Origin of the sequence: Actinoplanes siamensis (assembly GCF_016862395.1) — a bacterium.
GTDB lineage: Bacteria > Actinomycetota > Actinomycetes > Mycobacteriales > Micromonosporaceae > Actinoplanes > Actinoplanes siamensis.
The window spans coordinates 84,582-105,951 of record NZ_BOMW01000034.1 but is presented as its reverse complement, the minus strand read 5'-3'; the positions used below and the strand labels follow the sequence as shown (position 1 = coordinate 105,951).

Here is a 21,370-nt window from a genome sequence, read left to right as displayed (position 1 = left end):
CGGTGGTCATCTGACCCGGCGGGTGTTGCGGGCGACCAGGGACTCGAACTCGGCGTGCTGGTCCAGCCAGCCGGAGACGAACGGGCACATCGGGACCACCGTGCGGGACTTCGCGCGGGCGTCCTGCATCGCGAACCGGACCAGCGCCGACCCCACGCCCTGCCCCTCGAACTCCGGGTCCACCTCGGTGTGCGTGTACACCACGATCGGCCCGGTCATCTGGTAGGTCAGCACCCCGGCCAGGACGCCGGCCTCGTCCCGGGCCTCGAAACGGCCCTTGTCCGGCACATCCACGATCTCCATCCGGCCATCCAATCACCCGAGCTTCGCCAGCTGCTCCCGGACGTCGGCGATCAGCGACGGCGGCAGCTCCGGCGCGTCGAGCAGCCGCGCCATCCGAGCGCGGTCGTGCATGTAGATCTCGTAGGACTCGGCCAGCGTCAGGCCGTGCGCCGGCCGGTCCACCACGGTGATCCGGTCGCCCGGGACCAGGGCGCCGGGGGTGACCACGCGCAGGTACGCCCCGGTGCGGTTGGCCAGGGCGAACCGCTTCAACCAATGCCGCTCGCCCATCCGGTTCTGGAACGTCAGGCACGGGATCCGCCCGAACGTGACCTGCAGCACCAGGCCGGACCCGAACCGCCACTTCTCGCCGATCACCCCGCCGACCAGGTCCAGCCCGGAGGTCGTCAGGTTCTCGCCGAACATCCCGGGCGGCAGGTCCCGGCCCAGCTCGGCGGACCACCACGCGTAGTCCTCGGCGCCGTACGCGTAGACCGCCTGGTCGTCCCCGCCGTGGTGCCGGGTGTCGCCGATGTGGTCGCCGACCACGCCGCTGTGCAGCCCGGTGGTCTTCGGGCCGGGCGCGCGCACCTGCACCGGCTCGGAGACCGGCCTTTTGATGATCCCGGTGGTCGCGACGTCCTTGCCCATGCCGGGCTCGGACGAGCCCACGTTCACCGACCGCGCGACCGCCGGGAAGGTGACCACGGCGCGGTCCTCGACCGGCCGGTAGCCCAGACGGTGGTAGAGGGCGTTGCTGGTCGGGTTGTCCAGGTCGGTGTAGAGCACGACCTCGGTGGCGCCGTCGTCGAGCGCGGCCCGGGTGGCGGCCGCGGTGGCTCCGCCGGCGTATCCACGGCGGCGCAGTCCGGGCGGCGTCCAGACGTGCAGGATGCGGGCCATCCCGGCGAGCGGCCGGCTGCGGGTGGCCATCGCGACCGGAACGCCGCCGTCGGTCCACAGGGTGATGCCGGAGTGCGCGAGGTGATCGTCGACGACCGCGGCGACGTCCGGCCGCGCCTCGCCGATGAATGCGGAGAACGCCTCCAGCCACTCGATCAGCAGGCCCCGGTCGTGCTCGGTGGCGGCCCGCGCGGCGCCCGGCGGCGTCGGCGGATCCAGCCGCTCCAGGCGGTGCAGCCGGGTCCGCATGCCGGGGACCGTCTCCCGGGAGCCGGCGAACGCGGGGACGTCGCCGGCCAGCATGTTGATGCCGCCGATCGGCCGGTCCCGGAGGGCCGCCGGCGCGGCCCGCACCGCCTCCGGGGGCAGCGCGCTGAACAGCACCGGATGTGGGGGAGTCTGCAGGAGCACTCCGGCCACCACCCCGTCCGGCCCGGTCCACCAGCCGAAGTACGGATCGGCGGGCCCGTACGCCCGCGGTCCTCGCAAGCGCAGGTTGTCGATCAGCGTGAGGAAAACGGTGTGCCGGACCGGCGACGACCGGAGGAACTCCCCGGTGACCGAGGCGAACCGTTCCAGGTCGGAGGTGATTTCCCAGGACATCGGGTCATCGTAGAGCCGGTCACAGTCCCCACGCCTTCGCAATTCGCGCCAGGCTGTCCCGCCGCGTCGCCGGGTCGTAGACGGTGCCGGCCAGGATCAGCTCGTTCGCCCCGGTCCGCTCGACCAGCGCGTCCAGCCCGGCAACCACCTCGTCCACGGTCCCCGCGTACTGCGTGCCCGGCAGCGAGTCCAGCATCTGCAGATCCAGATCGGACAGCTGCCGCTCCGCCGCGGCCTCCGGCGAGACGATCGGCCCGAGCCGCCCGGTGCGCAGGCTCAGCGCCATGATCCGGCTCGGGCCGGCCAGGTACCGCGCCTCCTCGGTGGTCTCCGCCGCGATCACCGAGGCGCTCACCATCACGTGCGGCTCCGGGAACCGCTCGGACGGCTGGAACCCGGAGCGGTACAGCCGCAGGGCGCTGTCCACGTCGGACGCGATCGCGAAGTGATACGCGTAGCAGAAGGGCAGGCCCAGCGTCGCTGCCAGCTGCGCGCCGTAGGTGGACGATCCGAGGATCCACACCTCGGGGTACGACTCGGGAGCCGGCGTGGCGTGCAGCCGCCCCGCCTTGCCGGCCGCCCGCCCGTCCCCGAGCAGCCCGAGGACCGTCTGCAGGTGCTCCGGGAACTGCTCCACGGTGAGATAGGGCGAGACCCCGCGCAACGCCGCCGCCGTCGCCTGATCGGTTCCGGGCGCCCGCCCGATGCCCAGGTCCACGCGGCCCGGGTAGAGCGCCTCCAGCAGCGCGAACTGCTCGGCCACGACGAACGGCATGTGGTTCGGCAGCATCACCCCGCCGGAACCCACCTTGATCCGCCCGGTCTGCGCCGCCACCGCCCCGATCAGCACCGGCGGGTTGGTCGACGCGACGGCCGGCATGTTGTGGTGCTCGGCCACCCAGAACCGGGCGTAGCCCAGCTCGTCGGCCGCCTTGGCGATCTCGATCGTGCCGCGCAGCGCGTCACCGCTGCCATGCCCTTCGCGAACAGTGGCCAGGTCCAGCACGGAAAGCGGTACACGGGTCATGACATCGTCCATTCCGGAGATTGCAGGAGGACTCGCAGGTCGGCGAAGCCCTCGTCGATCAGGCGGTGCAGGCCGGCGATGCCGGTCTCCGCGTCCCAGCGCGGCAGCACCGTGTTGAGCACCGTGCGAGCGGTGTTGATCAGGAGTTCCAGCTGCAGCGGGGTGGCGTCGTCCGCGCGCTGCTGCGCCCACCGGTGGACGGCGTCCCAGAACCGGTCGCAGACGTCCCGGGAGCAGACCGCCAGCTCAGGGGAGGCCCGCAGCACCCGCCGCTGGCGAACCATTCTTTCCGCGGTGGCCGTCGTGTGTTCCCGGATCAGCTGGTGGAGCGCGTCCCACAGCGGCTCGCCGGCCGGTCGCCCGGCGGTCAGCTCGGCCCACAGCGCGGGGTCGTCCGGGTCGGGGTCGAAGAGCACCGACTCCTTGCCCGCGAAGTAGTTGAAGTAGGTCCGTCGCGAGATGCCGGCGGCGGCCACGATGTCGTCCACCGACACCGCGTCGAAGCCGCGCTCGGCCATCAGCCCGAGGGCGGAGTCGCGGATCAGGCGCCAGGTCTCGGGGCTGCGTTGTCGCACCCTACCGACACTAGCGCGACGTGCACTCAGTGCAAGTTACCCTCGCTCCCCGGCCCACAGGTCTTCGCTCGCCAGCCGACCCCCGGCGGCGTGCCCCTCAACGGGGCCGAGGGACCTCCGGCTGCCGGCCGGCGCCAGGGGCACCCCCGGGCGGGGCCAGCGGCCTCGGGGAGATGATTCGCGCGGCCGGGGTCAGGGGCGTCGCTGCTGGTGCCGGATCACCTGGACGCCGGCCGTCACCGCGGCGAGGGCCGCGCCGGGCACCAGCATCCAGGCCGGCCACGGGTAGACCCAGTCGTCCACGGTCTCCCGGACCAGCACGTACACCACCAGGTTCACCGCGGCCAGCGACGCCCAGACGGTCCACAACACCACCAGCGCGACAGGCAGGCGCCGGGCGGCCTTGCGAGCCTCGGCCGCCTGCCGCGCGTGGACCTGGGCGGCGCTCATGCCGGGCCGGGGCAGATCCTGCACCAGAACAAGCAGTTCCGCGTACGTCCGGGCGGCGTACGCCCCGGCGACCCGCTCGTCGTACTCGTGCAGGGACAGCCGGCCCTCGTCGAGCGCGCCCTTGAGCTGGTCGGCGATCTGCTGACGATCGGCGTCGGCCGCCCGCAGCGTCTCGAGCGGCTCGGAGCGCCGACTGGGGCCGGTGACATCTCTCGCCATGACCGGGGCTCCTTCGCGTACGCCGGGTCTGGGCGTCAGGCTATCCAAACATCGCAACCCGGTGGTGCCGGTGCTCATCCGACACGAAGCGCCGGGGCGGCTCGCACCCCGTACCGAAGCGGAAATCCCCTAAGCGACCAGCTCCTCCGCGGCCCGGCGGTCGGCCCGGGCCATCGAACCCTGCGGGATCGCGGCGACCGCCGCGGCCAGCAGCAGGACGCCGCCGGCGAAGACGAACGACCACGGCAGACCGCCCGGCTGGTCCACGATCACCCCGGCCAGCGCGCCGCCGGCGGCGCTGCCGGAGACCGACACGGTGACCATCCAGGTGTACGCCTCGTTCAGCATCCCGGCCGGCGCCAACCGCCCGACCAGGTTGTTCTCCACGGTCAGCGCGGGCGCGATGGTCGCGCCGCCGAGCACCAGAGCGACGCCCAGGTGCAGCGGGCCGGGCATCAGCGCCAGGATCAGGAAGCTCACCGACACCGCGCCCAGCAGCCAGGCGAACTGCCGGCTCAACGCCATCGCCGGCCGGCGCGTGCCGAACCAGATGCCGCCGATCGCGCTGCCCACACCCCAGACGCCGAGCAGCACCCCGCCGAGCGCCTCACCCCCGCCGTGCTGCTCGGCGTAGGCCGGCACGATCACGCCGGCCGCGCCGAACGCGACGCCGAGAGCGCTGACGCAGAGCAGCAGCGCCGGGAAACCGCCGGCGCGCAGCGGGCCGAGCCCGCGGGCCGCGTGGTCCGGGTGAGGGGCGCCGCGGTGCCGCATCACCGGCAGCCGGGCGATCGACGCCGTGCCGAACAGCGTCGCCACCGCCGAGCAGGCCAGCGCCGTGGCCGGCTCCCCGGTGACCACCAGGAACGCCGCCACCAGCATCGGCCCGAGCACGAAGACCAGCTCGAAGAGCGAGGTCTCGGCGGCCATCGCGGCGGCCCGCAGGCCGTGCTGCCCGCTGCCGGCCGAGGTCATGTCGTTCCAGGCGCGCCGGATCGCCGCGGTCAGCGGAGGATACGTCGCGCCGGCCGCGGCCGAGGCCACGAAGATCCACTCCAGCGCGCTCTCCCCGCCCCGGCTGGCCAGCAGCAGCCCGCCCAGCGCCAGCGGGTGCAGCACCGCGGTGGCGAACAGGATCGGCGCCGGCCCGATCCGGTCGGCGAGCCGTCCCGCGACCGGGCTCAGCGCCGCCCCGGCCAGCGCGTAGACACCGCCGGCCAGCCCGGCCGCCGCATACCGCCCGGTGGCCTGCTCGACCAGCAGCAGCAGGCCGAGTGGCGTCATGCCGATGCCGAGCCGGGCCAGAATCCCGACGACCAGCAGGGTCCGCCCGCCCGGTAGCTGCCACACGCCAAGGTACTGACGCAACGCGGTCACAGGCGGGACCTCCCTGTCCGATGTTTCGATGTAACGACCAGATCGCTTTCCGACGCTAACTCCCCTCGGTCGCGACACCCCCGGAAAAAATCGCCGCTGTCGCGCGTCTCACTGGCCTTTCCCGGACAGCGAGCGGCGGCCGCGCTTGCTGCGCGGCCGCCGGCTCTTTCGGTGGTACGGGTGGATCAGCCCAGGTACGGTCGGAACGCCCCGCCCGTCAGCGACGCCTGCTCGCGCAGCCGCCGGATCCGCTCGGCCATCGGCGGGTGGGTGGAGAACAACGCCGCCAGGCCCTGCGCCCGGAACGGGTTGGCGATCATCAGATGCGCCGCGCTGGTGAGCTGACCGTCGGCCGGCAGCGGTGCCCGCTGCGTACCGAGATGGATCTTCTCCAGCGCGCTGGCCAGCGCGAGCGGGTCCCCGGTGAGCGTGGCCCCGGAGGCGTCCGCCTGGAACTCCCGGTTGCGGCTGATCGCCAGCTGGATGATGGACGCGGCCAGCGGGCCGAGGATCAGCATCAGCAGGAGCGAGGCCGGGTTCGGCGAATCCTCGTCGTCCGACCCGCCGAACGGCAGGAAGATCGCCAACTGGGCGAGCATCGTGACGATCCCGGCGAGCGCGCCCGCCACGCTGGAGATCAGGATGTCCCGGTTGTAGACGTGCGACAGCTCGTGCCCGATCACCCCGCGCAGCTCACGCGCGTCCAGGAGGCGGGTGATGCCGACGGTGACCGCGACCGCCGCGTGCTCCGGGTCGCGTCCGGTGGCGAAGGCGTTCGGCTGCATCGACGGCGAGACGTACAGCCTCGGCATCGGCTGTCCCGCCCGCTGCGCCAGCTCCCGCACGATCTGGTACAGCGCCGGGAACTCGGCCTCGCCGACCGGCTGCGCGCCCATCGCCCGCAGCGCGATCCGGTCCGAGTAGAAGTAGCTGACCGCGTTGGTCACCAGCGAGAAGATCACCGCGATGACCAGCCCGGTACTGCCGCCGAGCCAGTAGCCCACGGCCAGGATCAGGCCGGTGAGCAGCCCGAGCAGGGCGGCCGTCTTGAGTCCGTTGTGATGGCTGTGCACGTTCGACTCCTTCGGCATGCGGGTTCGTGGCCCGCACCCAAGAGAACGCGAGATTACTGCGCGTTCATCCACGGAGACGCTGTGAATTCCCTGAACCACCCCCCACCACCTCTGGAAACGCCCCCGACCGGCGGCATCCCCGGCGCCCCTTCAACCCTCGGCATCTCGCGCAGCCCCGGCACGTCCGGCACCCCTCGGTTCCCGGCTTCGGCCGGCCCCGGATGTGCCCCCTCCCAGACCCCAGGCGTCCGGCAGCCGGATCCCAGCTGGCGCGTCGGGGCTGCTGACCGGGCCTATCAGGCCCAGCCGTGGAGCCTCGGCTGTAGGCCGGCGGTCGCTGCGAGTCGCACGCCGTGGAAAGTGGGTCCCCGGTCGTCCCGGGGACCCCGACGGTCACTGCACGAAGATCTTCTTGCTCGCCGCGGCCTGGAAGTTGGCCGGGTCACCCGGGTACCGCGCTCGCCACCAGCCGGGACGGCCCTCGGTCAGCCGGCCCTCGAACTCGTAGCCGGTGCCGTCCCAGTACGACTGGTCGTCGTCACCGACGGTGAGCCAGTCGCCGGCGCCGGTCTCGGAGAACTGGAACTCGACCGGAATGGTCCCCGGCGTCATGCTCCCCGGGAACTGGACGTGGCCGTGCAGGTGCACCGCGCCGCTCGCCTCCCGCGAGGCCGTGAAGTCCGAGATCGACGACGGCTGGAGCACGGCGATCGGCACGTCGCGCTGACTGCGGGCCACGTACGGGTCCGGGTAGCCGTCCGGGCGGTCCGGCGCGGAGTAGGAGGCGCGCAGAATGGTGCTCGAATACGGCGTCGCGGTCAGCGTGTAGGTGCCGTCGGCGGCGACCGGCACGCCTTCGAGGTAGGTGCAGTAGTCCTGGGCGTTGCACGAGAGCACGTTGACCCGGCCGGTGGAGACCGGCGCCCACCCGTCCGGGGTGTTCCACGTGGCCGTCCCGGAGACGGTGACCGACTCGCCGGCCTTCACCTTCCTGGCCGAGACCGTCGCGGTCACCTTGGTCGCGCGCGGCTTGATCGAGACGACGGGCGTGTCGTAGGACGACGACAGGTGGTACGGGTGCGCCTGGTCGTACGAGTAGTTGATGAAGATGTTGCGGTCGCTGTCGACGATCGGCACCGTGGCGGTGAACTTGCCGTCCGCGCCGGTGGTCGCCTCCTGCCAGTCGCTGCTCAGCAGCGAGATGGGCGCGCCGGCCACCCGCCGGATCTCCATCGTGCCGGGCTGGCGGCCTTTGAGCACGCCGGTCACGGTGACCGACCGCTTCTCGTAAGTCGCCGTGGCCGGTTTGACCGTGACCGAGTCGATGTACGTCACGACCACGTAGGCCAGATCCCCGGCATTCGTCACGCTGGTGGTGACGCCGTTGGTGTCGGTCACCTGCACGTCGACCGGGTAGTAACCCATCTGGGGCAGGACGAACGCTTCCTGCGTGGCCCAGACCTGGGTCTCGTCCTCGGGCTGGCCGCGGTAGCGCCAGAACGAGTCGCTGGAGGCGATGACCTTGCCGGTGTTGTCCTTGACGTCGGCGTGCACCTTCGACACCCCGTCGGCGGACCGGATGCCGACGAGCAGGACGCCGGTGTTCCCCTCGAACTCGCTGGTCGCATACTGAATTTCCGGGCCGGCCGCGGCCTGCGCCGCCGCCGGGACCGCGAAGACCGTCAGCGCCGCCAGCACGGCCATGACAAGCCGAGCTGATCTCATGTTTCCTCCCCGCATGAACGTCGCTCACATCGAGCGGTCGCGATCATACGGACCGGCTACGACACTTCCCGCAGGGCGGACTCCAGCCAACGTGAAGATCGTTTCCACGGCGGTCCGAAGGTCCGGGTGGTCGCCGGTCATGGCCTGACGCAGGTTTGCCAGGAGATGCCACCATGCAAGAGAAGACGCCGTTCACCACCTGAGCGAACCGCCAGCCTGCCCGGCGGGACCTTACTGCTCATATATCGACCGCTGAGGTCGCATGTCGGGTGCCGGTGGTCCCGGGGCGAGGCTAAGTTGCTGCCGCGCCGCTTCGCGGCTTGCCCTCGAATAGGTGGTGTCGGCGGGAGTGAACCGCGCTGTCAGCGGCGAACGAGCGAACGCGTGTCGAGGTCGAACCGGAACGGGTACTCGGAGGTCAAGCTCGCGCCAGTCTTCACGACGGTTTCCTCGACGTAGTGCTGGCCATCGAGACGGTTGAGACGTAGCGTCAGCGAGTCCGGCGCCTCGTGCTCGACGAGGAGGTACCACCCGATGCCCGCAGCAGCGTAGAGCTGCATCTTGAGCACACGGTCCATGGCGGCGTTGCTCGGCGAAACGATCTCACCGATCAGAAGCACCCGGGAAGCGTCTGCCGTGACGCCCTCCTCGTCCTGATCCACCACAGCCAGGTCGGGAATGACGATCCGGCCGGTGTTCAGTCGGACGTTGATCGCCTCATAGACAAAGAGCCCGGCTGCCTCGGCGGCTTCCTCCAACGCGTTCGCCAGTCGGCGGGAGAGGCGCTGATGGCTCATGCTCGGCGCGGGGCTCACCACCAGGCTCCCATCGATGAGCTCGATCCGGTCCGTCGTCTCGCCGAGCGCAAAATACTCGTCCTCAGTCCATGGACCGACGTGGTCAACCACTCCCACGCTCATCGACGACGTCACCTCCAGTAGCGGCTCATAAGAAGGGTGCTTCCGTCCACGGTACGGCACGTCAGTCGGCGCGGCGTCCCTGGAAAGCGGCAGGCTGGCGTGAGTAGAAGGGGATCCGAAGCGTTGGCCATGCCACCCGGATGCCCCAATGCGCCTGCGGAATCGGATGCATGCCTACGCGCTCACCTACTTACTGACTTCCTCAGCCGCGTCGCTTCTGCCGGCACGCAGGATGCGGTTCCGGCGGGCTGGGTGAAGGCTCACCCAGCCGGGGAGCGAGTGGGGAAGTGTTCCCGCTATGTTCCCGTGGAGGGTCGTAGACGGCCGGATCTTGCCGGACTGCCTAGATCACAACGAGAACGGCCCCGGACCGCGTTTCCGCTGGTTCCGGGGCCGTTCTTCCTGCCTGTGGCGGGTAGAGGATTCGAACCTCTGTAGCTTTCGCGACGGATTTACAGTCCGCTCCCATTGGCCGCTCGGGCAACCCGCCTGGGCAACTGCTGCGGTTCCCCGCAGCAGCGGTCATGAGCATAGCCGTACCGCGGGGCCCACCCGCAACCGGGTACGGTCGGCATGTCGCGGGGCCGTGACCGGCCCGCCGCGACATCGACACGCATCCAGCCGCAGGAGTCTGATCATGGCAGCCAACCCGTCGTTCGACATCGTCAGCAAGGTCGACCGGCAGGAGGTCGACAACGCTTACAACCAGGCGGAGAAGGAGCTGAGCACCCGGTTCGACTTCCGGGGCACCGGCACCGAGCTCGCCAAGTCGGGCGAGGCCTTCACCATCACGTCGGAGACCGAGGAGCGGGCGACCGCGGCGCTCGACGTCTTCAAGGAGAAGCTGGTGAAGCGGAACATCTCGCTGAAGTCGCTGGACGCGGGGGAGCCCCGGCAGTCCGGCAAGACGTTCAAGATCGATCTCAAGGTGGTGGAGGGGATCGAGTCCGACAAGGCGAAGGCGATCAGCAAGAAGATCCGCGACGAGGGGCCGAAGGGTGTGCAGGCCCAGATCCAGGGCGACCAACTCCGGGTCACCGGCAAGAAGCGGGACGATCTGCAGGCCGTGATCGCCCTGCTCAAGGCCGAGGACTTCGGCGTCGCCCTGCAGTTCACCAATTACCGATAGTGGCATTCGGCCGGTCCTGATCACAGGACCGGCCATGCATGCTGAGCTGGGTAAACGCCGTTGGTCATGGTCATCTTTGGTCAACGTTTTGGAACGTCAGACGGCCCAGAGACGGCCCAGGGCGGCCCCAGCGCCCCGAGATCATCGGATCTGAACCCATCCCCTGCGGCCCGGCCGGTTCGTGGCTGCTTCGAGCTTCAGGACGCTTCTGCGGCCGGCCTTCTCCTCGCGCTGATCGCCGACTGCCGTGACCCACCTGTCTCAGGGGCAAGCCGCGGAGCGGCGCGGCAGCCGATCGCCGGAAGCGCGGCGGCGCCGGACCACCGAAGCGATCGTCGCGGCCTGGACCACCTACACCCTGATTTGGCTCTGAGCGACAGGACCTCAACGATGGCCATGCCTCGGAAGGGCAGCCGCCTCATCACGGTGGACGGCACCTCGTACCGCTGGGCGATCCGACCCCGGCCGACGTACGACGAAGGCCTCGCCCAAGCACCGATGACCTTTGTCGTCGAGCTGGCAGACGCTCCGGGCCAGGTTCTCGTCGTAGCGACGACGTCACTAAGGCCGGACAACTGGTTCAGCCTGCCGGGCGGGTCGGTGACGCCCCGAATTGTGGAGACGAGCGTGCAAGCAGCTCTCGCAGCCGGGTGGGAGCCAGGCAGGAGCGGCGACGCCTTCCGCCTTGCTGTCCACGACTGATCAGGCGTCGTGACACCCTGGCCGGCGCGCCGGCCGATGCCGGCCGAAGGCCGCCAGCAGGCCGAGCGCGACCGGCCCGCGCCGCGCTTGCGCGGCGCCTTGATTCAGAAGAGGCCGATTCGGCAGTGTCACGCTGTCGCACGGTGTCCCGTCACGGCTGATGCTTGACACTCGCGTCCCACTTGACGCTTGACATGATCGTCCGCGGTGACGCTCAGATGCCTAACGCTCAGGGACGAGCAGAGTGCGCTGATTGCGGCATGTGAGTGCGTGGAGCGATCTGCCCTGATCGCGGATCTGACGATTCGGAGCCTAGGGAATTAGTAGTCGCCGCCCACCGTTGGGCACATCCGGTTGGTGGCTCCCAGTGGATGTGCGGCTGGTATATATAGAACTCATGGACGTTGATATTGCGCAGACCGCTGCAGCGTTGATGCCGTACGTAACGGCAGCGGTGTCTGCGTACGGAGCCACAACACTGGACAAATTACGCGATGCGGTGGTGGATAGCGCAACCAACGCTACAGTGGGGGTCGGGCATCGGCTGTTGAACCGAATCTTGGGCAGAGAGCAGTCCCGACAGGTGATCGAAGGTGCCATTCTCGATGCTGCTGCCGGCGAGGAGGATAGCGAAGCTGCGTTGAGGCTACAGATTCGAAAAGCGTTGGCAGCCGACCCCGCTCTTGCACGCGATGTTTTGGCACTTCTTCCGGAATCTGCGACACGCGTAGAGGCTGCCGGGGAGCGATCGATTGCGATTGGCCACAATTCCGGCGTCGCCAGCACGGGCGATAACGCGTCGATTCAGCGATGATTGAACCGAACTCCGATAATCTGCATGCTTCAGGCGGCAGATCGGTAGCCGCGGCAAATATTAGTGGAGTTGCCTCCACTGGCGATGGCGCCATAATTGTCTCTCAACAGATGTTCGGAATCTCCTATAGCGATGCGCGGAACATTGCTATGGACGTATTTAAAGACAACTTCGAAAGACTAAAGGGCGACGCTATTGGGTTGGCTCAGGAGCGCGCCGAAAAGGTGACCGATGAATTCTTAAGAAAGCTTCATGAAATGTACCCTGAGGCTGTTAAGAACTTCAGCCAACCGGGTCTGCAGAGGTCCCTGTACAGGGTGCAGGAAGCAGCCGCCTGCTCTGAGGAACGGGATCTAGATGAAGTGCTCGTCAATGTCCTTGTCGAGCGATCGAAGGAGGAAAAAGCTTCTTTGAAGCGCGTTATTTTGGACGAATCGCTGCAAACTATACCGAAACTCACAGCTCCACAGATCAACTCTTTGTCATTGATTTTCTCCCTCAGGTACACGCGTATTGTTGCGCCACCAATCGAATCCGCCGCTGCGACCCTGGCGCTAAGCATGACCCGATACGGGGCGGCCTTGGGACCTATAGCGTCGAGTGAGATGGCCTTGCAGCATCTTGCATACGCGGGATGTCTGTCGATTAGTATCAATCAATTGCGACTGGGCCGTTCGTTAGCCCAAAATTACCCCGGAGTCTTCTCGCGAAGATTCGATCGAAACTCGATCGGACCTGAAATTGCTGCAGCTTTCAAGGAGGATCCAAACGACTCTGCCCTACTCTACTGCCCGATTTCTGATGAAGAGTCTTTAAGTGCGTACCTCGACAATATGAATATGGCCGATCAAAAAGAGCCGATCAAGAACGCTCTTCACTCAAATCTTCTGAGCGATTCCGAAGTGGAAGCTAAAATGATCGAGTTGCAGCCCACGCTGCAGGAGACTTTCTCCTTGTGGAATGATAGCAGTTTGAAGCACTCCGAATTAACGAGCGTGGGCACCGCCATCGGTTATACGAATCTGCGACTCAAGACCGGCTTTGCCGCACCCTTGGATATCTGGATATCCGAAAGCTAGCCGCCCCCGTCGCTTGCAGGAGCGCATTCACCCCAATAATTTTGCTCGAATCCAAGTGACCTACACCGATCTCAGCATGAGCCAACGACCGGAGTTGCACGCCTGGATCACGCGGTGTGACGTCCGCCGTGCTTGTCATAGATCACCCGTGAAGGATCACCTGGGTCGGAAACGTCAAGCATCAGATGGGGCTAGACCCATGCTGTCGCCAGGAGTGCGGTCATCCCGTGCGCAACTCCCATATATTGGGAAATGATCGTCATCAAATTGCCGGAGTCGGTTACTTGACCTTCAAGCAAGCAACGGTCCTCCGCGGCCTCCGCGTCGAGCAGCTCCAACTTACGAACTTTGCTCTTGCCCCGATCTAGTCACATTTGGCTGCTTGCGGAGCCCTCGGCGATTGAAAACACTTGCAACTTTCCTCGCCTCACATGCACTATTGCATGACTTTACATGAGAGGTAAAAAAAGATGGGGCGGGCGAGTCGAAGGCGAGCGGCGCGACGAAGGATCCGTATGCAATATAAGGAAGTTATTGAATCCGGACTGGCGGATGCTCGGGGACGCCAGGTTCCGCCAACGATCGATGCATATGAAAAGTTGCCTAATGCGACAGAGGTAAAGGTCGCGCTCGTCGCGCGACACAATATGCGGATGATGACGCTGCCGCAGCTGAACTCAAACGGATTTGTAGTCCTCCGAGCCGCTATCGGGCCAGCTGCAAGCTTGCGTCTCGCGATTCGCCGATTGGGAGGCTCGCGTGACCGAATGCCTGCCGATATGGGGGCCACGTGGGCGGAACATCTTGCATGGGGAATTGACAGCGTGATGGCAACCGCCAGACTCGCCTACGCCGGGCAGCTTGTCGGCGCGGCAATGTTGATTCGTCAGCAGATTGAGCGGTGGACCGAAAATCTTGCATTCAACTCAGGAAAGCACCAGAAAGCTGGCGAGGATCGAGCACAATTTATCGCACGCGTTTGGAGCATCGCACCGGCGCGGGCCTGGAGAATGCCATCTAAGACGAGTTCGGGGACTTACCCTGATTTCATCTCGACCCGATCGCCAGCTCGACTCTTTTCTGACCTGAGTGAGTTCTTGCATGGACGCTTGTACCCTCAGGCGCTGGCGTGGGATGCACGCCAATTGCTAGCGCCCGAAGGGTTCACGCACGCAGAGGTGAGCGGAGCCTATCGGCTTATCGCGGAAGCATGCGCACTCGTTATCACATGGCTCCGTGTGTGCGTGGCATCTCATGCGCATGAATCCGGAAAGCTACGAATCGAGCGCTCTATCGATCTATTGCCTCACGGCATTCCGGCGGGTCAGAATCCTCCGCCGCGATACTCGATCTATCCGCTGGTGCCGCATACTGGTTTGAGACCCGAAGTCTTAAGAAATCTTGCAACGGCACAGCATATCGTCGACGCTATCCTCGGAGGAGAACGTCCCGCAGGTCGCCTTTACAACGATGGCGAGCTACTTGATATCTGCTTCATTGAAACTAGGGCACGTGCCGCTTTCGGCGCAGTCGAAGCATTGAAGCGCGAAAAGGTGCGTTGGGGAAAGCTTAACCTGGATTATTTGCTTCATCGAGAGAACCACTACATCATCTCGTCAGAGATGGCTTCTATCGCTAGCCAGTGGGAAAGTGGCGAGATTTCCACGAGCCTTGCCCTCGCAGCATCAGCATTAAGATCGGCATACTGGCTATGGCTTGAGGATGATGATCGCGCCATGTCCATGCTGCGAATTGTGCTCGAACAGACTGCTCGCGTTCGCACGTGGAGGATGAAGCCAGAAAAGGCAAGGTATCTGGAGGAGTCCGCATCCACCATGCCGCGCGACTGGCTTGAGGAGGCAGGGCTTCGCCGGCTTTCCGCCCTCAACCGAGCCCTAGGAGAACTCGCCCATTTTCGAGCAGGCGGAAAGTGGTTTGGCGCCCGCGAACTTCTGGCGGAACTTCAGCTTCCGGACAAGCGGATAGAGGACTATCTGCATACCGGAAGAGGGAATGCGCTTAACTGGATGGCACTCCTACTTGCTAAAGAGGCGGTAGCCGTAGTCGGGCACCGTTCGACATCTCTCGCCGTGCTTATGGGGACTATTGTTAGCTGGTTTGACTTTGATAAGCCCGGGCGTGAGCGAGAGTATCAAAGGTTCCTATATTTCGCATGGACATTGCGGAAGGCAAAGATTGAACGTGCGGATTTGATTGGCCCCGCAGAGGATCGTGCAAATCTTCGCAAGCTTTTCGGCGATCCGGAGCGCGCGCATGTACCGCAACTGTTCATTGGTGAACACTAACGAGACCTTGGTGAACGCCTCCTGAGCGGTGCAAAGGCATCACCGCAGTCCGAGTGGAGTCGTTCCGGTCACCGGGCATGGCCATGCCGGGCCACCGCCTGGACGCGGCAACTCGGTTAGGGAGTAGCCGCGTGGGTTTTCGCTTCGTGATGACTGCGGACCGGTTCACTGACGAGGTCAAGAAGCGAGGGAAGCAATCCCCCGTTGGTTGCGATGGTCGCGGTTGATCCGATGCTGTGGGGTGACCCATCGCGGTCGGCAACCACTGCGCCGGCTTCCCGAGCGATGATGACGCCAGCTGCGGTGTCCCACGGCTTGTTGGCAAGCATCACCACTGCATCGACCCTTCCCTCAGCGAGCCAGGCGAGGTCGATAGCGGCGGAGCCGTGCATACGGACACGCTGCATGGTGGTGGCGAGTCTCTGAGTCAGGGCGAACCTGTCTAGGTTCTTCTCTTCGGAGTCCTCGCCTACGGCGTAGTCGCCGATGGCTACAACGGCTTCGCCGACCGCCCTGGTCGTGGTGGCTTTGATGGGCTTGCCGTTGGCCTCGGCACCGCTGCCCTCCGCCGCGGAGTAACGAGAGCCAAGAAAAGGCAAGTCGATAACGCCAAGCACGGCCTGGTTGTCGGCAATTAGGCCCAGCGAGATGGCGCACAGCGGTGAGCCGTGGACGAAGTTGACGGTGCCATCGACGGGATCAAGCGCCCACATCAGACCGTCCGAGGTTCCCGTGGTGCCGTTCTCTTCACCGAGGAAACCGATGTCCGGGGTCTGCTCGGCCAGGAAGGCCCGCACCTGCTCTTCGATGGCGTAGTCGACCTCAGAAGCCATGTCGCGGTCGCCCTTGGCCGTCAGGGCGCCGGGCTGCATGGTGCGCATGATGTCGCGGGCCAGGTCGACGGCCTGGTGGGCGATCGGGAGTAGGCCGGCGTAGTCGGTCATCGGGGCTGGCCACCGCTCCAAAGCTCGTCAAAGGTGCGCTCGAATACGTGGTACAGCCCTGCGGCCGGCCACCGCTTCCGGATCACCATCGTCGGCGACTCGACGCCTCGGGCGTGCGGTAGGTACTGCTGCGCGATGCAGAGCGAGTCGTTGATCAAGGTGATGTTGACACGGATGGTCTGGTCGTAGGTCGCTACCTCGATGCGGTCCCGAATGTCGGCCGGGAGTCGGTCGCGGACGCGGAGCAGGCCTTGCAGGTTGAGCGTCGTGAGGGCGCCGAGATTGCCCGCGGTCATGTCTTCCTCGATCTCGCGCTGACGCATCGCGCCGCCGGCCGGATCGAGGAACAACAGGCGGAGGCGGGCGCCGTTCGCGACGAGCTGGGCGAGCTGGCTGTCGGCGTACTGCTGGCAGATCAGGTTGAGGGATAGCCCGACGGCGCGGATGTCGGTGGCGCAGTCGAACAGGGCGTGCGGCGGCATCTTGGAGGTGAACTCCGACCGGCTGGGGTAGACCGCTTCCACGTCGGCGTACCGCTCGGCCTGGGCTTCCTCAGCGAGGGCCTGTGCATACGGCGCGGGCTGGGCCGCTATCACGTCGCCGGATGGTGTCGTGGTGGGCGCGATGCCGTGGCTGCGGTCGCCGAGCAGCAGCACCACGCGGGCCTCGCTGGGCATGCACAACCCGGTGGAGATCCTGGTCAGGACGTCGATGCTGCTGACCCGGCGGCCTCCGCCGATGATCTCGCTGACCTGGGCCTGGCTGAGGCCGGTGGCGACGCCAAGGTGGGTCTGGCTGACCCGGGTCTCGCGCTGGATCAGGCGAAACACCTGAGCGATGTCGCGAGCGGCCAAGGCGTCGAGCATCCCGTCCGTTTCCCATAGATGCTCCGGTACGGCGAACGTTGTCGCTGCCCGCGTGCTCAAGGGCGCCTCCCCTGGTCGCTCGGGTGTATCCGCATACCGGATAGCGGCCCGTGGCCTGATATCCGGTTGCCGGATAGAAGTTACTCCTTGATGGACTACCGCGTGTGATGGGTTAGACGCTGTCGCGCGACCACGATCAGCACATGGCGAATTCCTCGGGGGCGTGCCGGTCGTGTGAAGGACGCAACTGGCGGTTGGCGTCGCAGCGTCGTTCCTTGCGAGTTGGCGAGTCCGTCGTGCGGCTCGTGCGGCGTGCTTGCCCTGACTGCTCGCCGAGGCGACCGCGACGGGCCGCCTGATCGGGAACCGGCGTGGCCGACCGCGCTGCCCGAGGAATCGCCGTTCTGCCGCTGCTCGTTGCCGGTGGGTCCGTGCTGGCCCGTGGTGGTGGCTGTCCTGTTGATCGATCGGCTGGGAGTCGAGATGCGGCACAGGCAAGCTAAGCGGAGGTGGCTCCGTCGGGCGCGGTGTACCTGCGGTCTGCCGTGGCCGTGTCTGGAGTTGACGTTGGCGGCCATTCGGAGCCGGCCCCAGCCGAACATGCCGGGATGGGCTGCGCCTACTAGGGCGATGCCGCAGGTAGGTCGGGCTGGGAACCTTACGCCGGCGCAGGAGTATCGCGCCCGCGTTCGGTCCGGTGAGCCCGAGCGGCGGATCGCGTGAGCCGGCTGGCGGGCGATGAGGTCCCCGCATCGCCGGACATTCCTTCCGGCGTCGCGCTCTCCCGGACATCACTCGGTGGAGTGGCTGTGACGTACAAAGGTGTAGTCCTGGGCTGGATGTACGGCCGGGCCGACAAGTGGCGGGCCTACCTGCGGACCGGGCCGCTGACTCCCGGCACGCCGCTCGGTCAGTTCACCCGTTTGGAAGCGATCCAGCGGATTCTGAGCGCGAGCGGCGAGTCGGAATGACAGCGGCCTCGACGATCGCCGAGGTCACGGGTAGGCGCTGCGTGTCGCCGAGCGATTCGCGATGACCGGTGACCCGTGGCCGGATAGTCAAGAGCTACAGGGCCGGTTTCAGGCGCAGCTCGCCTTGGAGGGCCGCTACCCGGGTTGGCAGATCTTGCACACACCTCGCAAGCGGTGGGTGCGCTATGTCGAAGTGCCAGAGGGCTCCTTCTACGCCGTCCATGACCGCTTGGGTGAGCCTCCTCTGATCGCCGTCGACCTCGACCAGCTCGCCCGCCTCATCGAGCTGCGCCAACAACAGCTCCGAGCGGTCAACAGGTGGGTTACGCGCTCGGACCTCCGGAGACTCGATCTATGACCATGCCGGCGGTCCTGAGCCGGCGCCGAGGCTTCGATGTGCCTGGTGTCCTTGACGGTGAGGCGGCCCGGGTCGGGTAGCTGTCTGTCGGCGCTGTTCCCTCGCGAACTTCCTTTATCGTATTGACAAGTCAAGTTGTCGTCTCAACGAGTAGACGAGGGTCCGATGGCCATCAACGTGCCCCCGCCCTTGCCGTGGAGGCGAACTCGTAGCTGAAGGTGAGCCGACCTCCGCCGGCCCAGCGACGGCCCGGACGGGTCCGAGGATCACGGAACCGCAGCTTGAGGCGCTGCGCCTCGCAGGACACGAATTACCGACAACTGGCTGAACGCCGCCTGGGCCGGTCGCACACTGGGGCGATGAGTTCCGAGGTGCTGGGCGGCGTGCTGGGTCTCGCGCTCTTCGTCTTCGGCGTGCGCATGCTGGTCCTGGGCCGTGCGCCGGCCCTGATCGCCCGCTCCTTCCGGTCGATGCGGGACGCCGGGTACTACCACCTGCTCTTCGGGCTGGCCCTGCTGATCTACGTGGGCGGGCTGCACCTGCCGGGTCTGCTGGCGGGGCAGGTCGCCGCACTGGTCGCGGTGTTCCTGGTCGGTGTGGCCCTGGTCCGGTTCCGGCCGCGGGGTGGTCGGGGGCCGACCCGCAAGGCGTGAGGTCGACCCGCAAGGCGTGAGGTCGACAGGAGCGAGCCGACCCGTACTGGCGTGAGATCGATGATGGTGTGCGGCGTGAGGCCAAGGACACTCTGGTCTGAAGTACGCCCCACCGGCTAATAACAGCGTATGGACCTGACTCACGCCGTCGTCTCTTTCGCCCTGCTGGGCGCCCTCCTGACCATCACCCCGGGCCTGGACACCGCCCTGGTCCTGCGCTCCGCGGTGACCATGGGCCGCCGCGCCGCCTTCGCCACCGCCCTGGGCGTGAACACGGGCGCGCTGATCTGGGGCGCGGCCGCCGCTGTCGGCGTGTCGGCCCTGCTCACGGCGTCGACCGTCGCCTACACCGCGGTGCGGGTGGCCGGCGCGGCGTACATGGTCTATCTCGGCGTACGGATGATCGTCTCGGCTCTGCGGAAGGACGGCCGCAACCCGGAGATCACCGTGACCGCCGAGCCCACCTGGTTGAGCACCTTCGGCAAGGGCCTGTTCACCAATCTGCTCAATCCCAAGGTCGGCGCGTTCTACGTGGCGGTTCTTCCACAGTTCATCCCGGCCGGGGAGTCCCCGCTCGGCGTGGGTCTGCTGCTCGCCCTGGTGCACGACCTGGAGGCGCTGCTCTGGTTCTCGCTGATCATTTCCGGCGCGCAGGCCGCGCGCGGGTTCCTTGCCCGGCGGGCGGTGCGGCGTACCGTCGACGCCGGGACCGGCGCGGTCCTGATCGGCTTCGGCGTCCGCCTCGGCCTCTCCAGCGAGTGAAGGCGACGGGGCCGACAGGCGGGACCAGGCCGATAAGTAAGGCAAGCGATGGGAGAGGCGGCAAGATGATCGACCCCGTGGTGGACCTGGACTGGCTGTGCGCCCACGCCGGCGAGGTTCTCCTGGCCGACGTCCGGTGGTACCTCGACGGGCGGTCCGGCCGCGCCGCGTACGAGAAGGGTCATCTGCCCGGCGCGGTCTTCATCGACCTGGACACCGCGCTGGCCGGCCCGGCGTCGCCGGCCGAGGGCCGGCATCCGCTGCCGGATCCGGAGGTGTTCGCCGCGGCGATGTCCGCCGCCGGCGTCGGGGACGCGACGACAGTGGTGGCCTACGACGACGCCGGCGGCGTCATCGCCGCGAGATTGATCTGGTTGCTGCGCGCCGCCGGGCGCGAGGCCGCTCTGCTCGACGGGGGATTACTGGTGTACGACGGTGAGCTCACCACCGGCGTCCCGGTCCCGCCGCCGGCGGTCTTCACCCCGCGCCCCTGGCCGGCCGGCCGGCTCGCCACGCTCACCGAGACGGCCGAGGGCGGTCACGTGGTGCTCGACGCCCGGGACGCGCCCCGGTTCCGCGGCGACACCGAGCCGGTCGACCCGCGTGCCGGGCACATCCCGGGCGCCCGCAACCTGCCCTGCCGGGACAACGTGACGGCGGACGGCCGTTTCCTGCCGGTCGCCGAGCTGCGGGAGCGGTTCGCCGCGGTGGGCGCGACCGAGGGCGCGGACGTCATCTCGTACTGCGGTTCGGGTGTGACCGCCTGCCACAACCTGATCGCGATGGAGCACGCCGGTCTCGGCGCCGGCCGGCTCTATCCGGGTTCGTGGTCGCAGTACAGCCATACCGACCGTCCGGCCGCGACCGGCGCCTGAGGTTCATTCCGGTCCGGCCTGGTCGTCGAGCCAGCGCTGGTGCGCCTCCCAGGCGGCCTGCTTGCTGGTGCCGAGCGCGGCCCCGATCTGGGCCCACGAGGCGCCGGCCGCGCGGGCCGACCGCACCATGGCCTGCCGGCCGTAGCCGGCCTTGCGGATCACCACTTCGCTGAGCGCCAGCATCTCCAGGTTCTCCGCGGGGGAGAGGGCGTTGCCGTGGTCGTCCGGGTTCATCGCGGCGAGCGCGTCGCGCATCCGCAGGTCGTCGTAACGCCGCGTAGCCGTGGTGAGCGTGTGCTGCCGTTCCAGGTCGTCAGGCGTCGTCATGGGGAACCAGCCTTTCGTCAGGACAGCTTGACGTCAATATACCTTGACGTGGTAAGACGAATTGACCTCACTTCTCCACTTAAATCGCCTATAAAGCCGTCAATCCTTCAGCGTGGACAGTCCCCCACGCCTCAGCCGTTCGGCCAGGATTCGTCGGAGCGTCGCGCCGACCCGCCGTCGAACACTCCCTGTCGCACAATCGGTGTGGCACGATCAGGGAACCCTTTAGCGCAACCTTTCCCCAACAGAGGAGCGGGACATGTTCTCAAGAAAGCTGAGCCGCCTCGCGAGCTTGGTTTTCGTGCTGGCCGCCGCCTTCGGAGGAATCGGTGCGGCAGCTGGTGCCGGAGATGCCACCAACACGGACACTTCGGCCGTCGTTTACCAGACCCAGGACTGGATCTGGAACTGACAAGACGAGCGGGGCAGC

Annotated in this window: 21 protein-coding genes, 1 tRNA gene and 1 pseudogene; 9 read left to right on the top strand and 14 right to left on the bottom strand. The window is 67.0% G+C overall.

Annotation, left to right across the window (positions count from 1 at the left end; genetic code table 11):
• Positions 1–6 precede the first annotated feature (6 nt).
• The 11 genes and pseudogenes from Asi03nite_RS18865 to Asi03nite_RS18820 form a co-directional block, all read right to left on the bottom strand.
• Positions 7–303, bottom strand: a complete 297-nt coding sequence (locus Asi03nite_RS18865) for a GNAT family N-acetyltransferase (RefSeq protein WP_203681413.1) — start codon at positions 301–303, stop codon at positions 7–9.
• A 12-nt stretch (positions 304–315) separates the two neighbouring features.
• Positions 316–933, bottom strand: coding sequence for an MOSC domain-containing protein (locus tag Asi03nite_RS37935; RefSeq protein ID WP_239102777.1), 618 nt, complete (start codon positions 931–933; stop codon positions 316–318).
• 78 nt (positions 934–1,011) lie between these two features.
• Positions 1,012–1,434, bottom strand: a pseudogene (locus tag Asi03nite_RS38550) (GNAT family N-acetyltransferase); the annotation flags it as partial.
• A gap of 373 nt (positions 1,435–1,807) precedes the next feature.
• Positions 1,808–2,815, bottom strand: coding sequence for an LLM class flavin-dependent oxidoreductase (locus Asi03nite_RS18855; RefSeq protein WP_203681409.1), 1,008 nt, complete (start codon positions 2,813–2,815; stop codon positions 1,808–1,810).
• Positions 2,812–3,390 (bottom strand): TetR family transcriptional regulator, encoded by a 579-nt coding sequence (locus Asi03nite_RS18850; protein WP_203681407.1) that lies wholly within the window; start codon positions 3,388–3,390, stop codon positions 2,812–2,814. Before Asi03nite_RS18850 ends, Asi03nite_RS18855 begins: the two co-directional genes overlap by 4 nt.
• A gap of 192 nt (positions 3,391–3,582) precedes the next feature.
• Entirely contained in the window at positions 3,583–4,059 is a 477-nt protein-coding gene (locus Asi03nite_RS18845) for a DUF1707 SHOCT-like domain-containing protein (protein WP_203681405.1), read from the bottom strand.
• A 129-nt stretch (positions 4,060–4,188) separates the two neighbouring features.
• A complete protein-coding gene (locus Asi03nite_RS18840) occupies positions 4,189–5,436 on the bottom strand; it encodes an MFS transporter (RefSeq protein WP_203681403.1) in 1,248 nt (415 codons plus the stop codon).
• Between the two features lie 185 nt (positions 5,437–5,621).
• Positions 5,622–6,527, bottom strand: a complete 906-nt coding sequence (gene htpX, locus Asi03nite_RS18835; protein ID WP_203681401.1) for a zinc metalloprotease HtpX — start codon at positions 6,525–6,527, stop codon at positions 5,622–5,624.
• Between the two features lie 375 nt (positions 6,528–6,902).
• Positions 6,903–8,234 carry a hypothetical protein gene (locus Asi03nite_RS18830; RefSeq protein WP_203681399.1) on the bottom strand — a complete coding sequence of 444 codons (1,332 nt, stop codon included), beginning with the start codon at positions 8,232–8,234 and terminating at the stop codon, positions 6,903–6,905.
• A 362-nt stretch (positions 8,235–8,596) separates the two neighbouring features.
• The gene (locus Asi03nite_RS18825) at positions 8,597–9,154 is read right to left on the bottom strand and encodes a Uma2 family endonuclease (RefSeq protein WP_203681397.1); all 558 of its coding nucleotides are present in this window, start codon (positions 9,152–9,154) and stop codon (positions 8,597–8,599) included.
• A gap of 409 nt (positions 9,155–9,563) precedes the next feature.
• Positions 9,564–9,644 (bottom strand) — tRNA-Tyr (locus Asi03nite_RS18820).
• Positions 9,645–9,791: 147 nt separating this feature from the next.
• Between Asi03nite_RS18820 and Asi03nite_RS18815 the strand changes: the two genes are divergently transcribed.
• The 4 genes from Asi03nite_RS18815 (at position 9,792) to Asi03nite_RS18800 (ending at position 15,184) form a co-directional block, all read left to right on the top strand.
• Positions 9,792–10,283, top strand: a complete 492-nt coding sequence (locus tag Asi03nite_RS18815; protein WP_203681395.1) for a YajQ family cyclic di-GMP-binding protein — start codon at positions 9,792–9,794, stop codon at positions 10,281–10,283.
• Between the two features lie 1,069 nt (positions 10,284–11,352).
• Positions 11,353–11,799, top strand: a complete 447-nt coding sequence (locus Asi03nite_RS18810) for a hypothetical protein (protein WP_239102771.1) — start codon at positions 11,353–11,355, stop codon at positions 11,797–11,799.
• Complete coding sequence (locus tag Asi03nite_RS18805; RefSeq protein ID WP_203681393.1) at positions 11,796–12,878, top strand: LPO_1073/Vpar_1526 family protein; 1,083 nt, start codon at positions 11,796–11,798, stop codon at positions 12,876–12,878. Before Asi03nite_RS18810 ends, Asi03nite_RS18805 begins: the two co-directional genes overlap by 4 nt.
• Before the next feature lie 515 nt (positions 12,879–13,393).
• Positions 13,394–15,184, top strand: a complete 1,791-nt coding sequence (locus Asi03nite_RS18800) for a hypothetical protein (RefSeq protein ID WP_203681391.1) — start codon at positions 13,394–13,396, stop codon at positions 15,182–15,184.
• 116 nt (positions 15,185–15,300) lie between these two features.
• Here the strand turns inward: Asi03nite_RS18800 and Asi03nite_RS18795 are convergent, their stop codons facing one another.
• Positions 15,301–16,128 carry an inositol monophosphatase family protein gene (locus tag Asi03nite_RS18795; RefSeq protein WP_203681388.1) on the bottom strand — a complete coding sequence of 276 codons (828 nt, stop codon included), beginning with the start codon at positions 16,126–16,128 and terminating at the stop codon, positions 15,301–15,303.
• Complete coding sequence (locus Asi03nite_RS18790) at positions 16,125–17,054, bottom strand: DUF5919 domain-containing protein (RefSeq protein WP_239102770.1); 930 nt, start codon at positions 17,052–17,054, stop codon at positions 16,125–16,127. Before Asi03nite_RS18790 ends, Asi03nite_RS18795 begins: the two co-directional genes overlap by 4 nt.
• A gap of 749 nt (positions 17,055–17,803) precedes the next feature.
• Here Asi03nite_RS18790 and Asi03nite_RS18785 point away from each other — a divergent pair.
• From Asi03nite_RS18785 to Asi03nite_RS18770, 4 genes are all read left to right on the top strand, one after another.
• Positions 17,804–17,965 carry a hypothetical protein gene (locus tag Asi03nite_RS18785; RefSeq protein WP_203681386.1) on the top strand — a complete coding sequence of 54 codons (162 nt, stop codon included), beginning with the start codon at positions 17,804–17,806 and terminating at the stop codon, positions 17,963–17,965.
• Between the two features lie 717 nt (positions 17,966–18,682).
• Positions 18,683–18,976: a hypothetical protein gene (locus tag Asi03nite_RS18780; RefSeq protein WP_203681384.1), complete on the top strand. Its 294-nt coding sequence runs from the start codon at positions 18,683–18,685 to the stop codon at positions 18,974–18,976.
• 129 nt (positions 18,977–19,105) lie between these two features.
• On the top strand, positions 19,106–19,738 hold the full coding sequence (locus tag Asi03nite_RS18775) for a LysE family translocator (RefSeq protein ID WP_239102769.1): 633 nt from the start codon (positions 19,106–19,108) through the stop codon (positions 19,736–19,738).
• Between the two features lie 65 nt (positions 19,739–19,803).
• Positions 19,804–20,613, top strand: coding sequence for a sulfurtransferase (locus tag Asi03nite_RS18770; protein WP_203681382.1), 810 nt, complete (start codon positions 19,804–19,806; stop codon positions 20,611–20,613).
• Positions 20,614–20,616: 3 nt separating this feature from the next.
• Here the strand turns inward: Asi03nite_RS18770 and Asi03nite_RS18765 are convergent, their stop codons facing one another.
• Positions 20,617–20,940 (bottom strand): hypothetical protein, encoded by a 324-nt coding sequence (locus Asi03nite_RS18765; RefSeq protein WP_203681380.1) that lies wholly within the window; start codon positions 20,938–20,940, stop codon positions 20,617–20,619.
• Positions 20,941–21,199: 259 nt separating this feature from the next.
• Here Asi03nite_RS18765 and Asi03nite_RS18760 point away from each other — a divergent pair, with 259 nt between their 5' ends.
• Positions 21,200–21,352, top strand: a complete 153-nt coding sequence (locus Asi03nite_RS18760) for a hypothetical protein (protein WP_203681378.1) — start codon at positions 21,200–21,202, stop codon at positions 21,350–21,352.
• Positions 21,353–21,370 lie beyond the last annotated feature (18 nt).

Coding starts and splice junctions, on each gene's coding strand:
- Asi03nite_RS18805 (WP_203681393.1), top strand. CDS start 11,796: ATGATTGAACCGAACTCCGATAATCTGCATGCTTCAGGCGGCAGATCG.
- Asi03nite_RS18815 (WP_203681395.1), top strand. CDS start 9,792: ATGGCAGCCAACCCGTCGTTCGACATCGTCAGCAAGGTCGACCGGCAG.
- Asi03nite_RS18845 (WP_203681405.1), bottom strand. CDS start 4,059: ATGGCGAGAGATGTCACCGGCCCCAGTCGGCGCTCCGAGCCGCTCGAG.
- Asi03nite_RS18800 (WP_203681391.1), top strand. CDS start 13,394: ATGCAATATAAGGAAGTTATTGAATCCGGACTGGCGGATGCTCGGGGA.
- Asi03nite_RS18865 (WP_203681413.1), bottom strand. CDS start 303: ATGGAGATCGTGGATGTGCCGGACAAGGGCCGTTTCGAGGCCCGGGAC.
- Asi03nite_RS18795 (WP_203681388.1), bottom strand. CDS start 16,128: ATGACCGACTACGCCGGCCTACTCCCGATCGCCCACCAGGCCGTCGAC.
- Asi03nite_RS18780 (WP_203681384.1), top strand. CDS start 18,683: ATGAGTTCCGAGGTGCTGGGCGGCGTGCTGGGTCTCGCGCTCTTCGTC.
- Asi03nite_RS18770 (WP_203681382.1), top strand. CDS start 19,804: ATGATCGACCCCGTGGTGGACCTGGACTGGCTGTGCGCCCACGCCGGC.
- Asi03nite_RS37935 (WP_239102777.1), bottom strand. CDS start 933: ATGGGCAAGGACGTCGCGACCACCGGGATCATCAAAAGGCCGGTCTCC.
- Asi03nite_RS18775 (WP_239102769.1), top strand. CDS start 19,106: ATGGACCTGACTCACGCCGTCGTCTCTTTCGCCCTGCTGGGCGCCCTC.
- Asi03nite_RS18855 (WP_203681409.1), bottom strand. CDS start 2,815: ATGACCCGTGTACCGCTTTCCGTGCTGGACCTGGCCACTGTTCGCGAA.
- Asi03nite_RS18765 (WP_203681380.1), bottom strand. CDS start 20,940: ATGACGACGCCTGACGACCTGGAACGGCAGCACACGCTCACCACGGCT.
- Asi03nite_RS18830 (WP_203681399.1), bottom strand. CDS start 8,234: ATGAGATCAGCTCGGCTTGTCATGGCCGTGCTGGCGGCGCTGACGGTC.
- Asi03nite_RS18760 (WP_203681378.1), top strand. CDS start 21,200: ATGTTCTCAAGAAAGCTGAGCCGCCTCGCGAGCTTGGTTTTCGTGCTG.
- htpX (WP_203681401.1), bottom strand. CDS start 6,527: ATGCCGAAGGAGTCGAACGTGCACAGCCATCACAACGGACTCAAGACG.
- Asi03nite_RS18825 (WP_203681397.1), bottom strand. CDS start 9,154: ATGAGCGTGGGAGTGGTTGACCACGTCGGTCCATGGACTGAGGACGAG.